Raw genomic sequence first — 891 nt, 5'->3', positions numbered from 1 at the left:
CGCGATAGTGCCACCGGTGATATTGAGAGCAAACGTTACGATGCGGTGATCCTCGCCACCGGTTATGAGCGCAGTTCTCACCGCGAGTTGCTGGCGCCGCTGCAGAAATACCTGGGCGATTTCCAGGTCGAGCGCGACTACCGTGTGCGTGCTGACGCGCAGCTGCGGGCTGGCGTGTATCTACAGGGGTTCAGTCAGAGCAGTCATGGGCTGAGCGACACCTTGCTGTCGGTACTGCCGATGCGCGCTGAGGAGATCGCCCATTCGCTGTTCGAGCGCATGCCAGCAGCCGCTACGACTCAAGCTCGGGCGCTGGAAAGCGCCTGAGTGAGTTCGACTAAATATCTTCATTTGCCATTCGTCTTCAGGTTTTCGAGGTTGTATTCATGACCGGTGTTTCTCTGCCCTTGCCCGATGGGCGCGTGCTTCTGGTCGATGGTGGTGCGGATGAGCTGACCTTGTTGCTGGATGGGCAGCCGCTGCTGCGCGCCGAGCGTCAGGACGAGGTTTGGTGGTTGCAAGGGCGTGATATGCCGCTTGCACTCTGGGCTTTCTCTTATCAGGCGTTCGCCATCGATCCAGCCTGCCAACGACTGCTGCTGAGGCTCGACGATTGTCCTGCTGAGCTGGTGCAGCAGGGGCTGCTCAGCCCTGAGATGGGCGGCCTCTGGCAGGTGCAGCGTTCGATGTTCTGGCAATTGCCGATGCCCTGGCGGAGCGGGGCGGCCAGCGAAAGCTATCCGCAGCGCTTCGTGCTCAGCGATGGGCGGCGTCATCCGCAACGCTCGCCGAAGCCCGCCGGCGAACTGTATCGACGCTTCGACTTTCGTCTGGGCAGTTGGATTTCGCTGCGTACGCTTGACATCGAAGTCGACCTGGAGCGCTTCAATC

The 891-nt window shown here is 60.8% G+C and carries 2 pseudogenes; both read left to right on the top strand.

Annotated elements, in window-relative coordinates:
- Nucleotides 1–327, top strand: a pseudogene (locus J0A65_RS24375) (ornithine monooxygenase); the annotation flags it as partial.
- Nucleotides 328–386: 59 nt separating this feature from the next.
- Nucleotides 387–891 (top strand): annotated as a pseudogene (locus J0A65_RS24370) (hypothetical protein); the annotation flags it as partial.

The sequence above is a fragment of the Bowmanella yangjiangensis genome, assembly GCF_017255015.1.
Classification (GTDB): Bacteria; Pseudomonadota; Gammaproteobacteria; order Enterobacterales; family Alteromonadaceae; genus Bowmanella; species Bowmanella yangjiangensis.
This window is presented reverse-complemented; position numbering and strand designations above follow the sequence as displayed.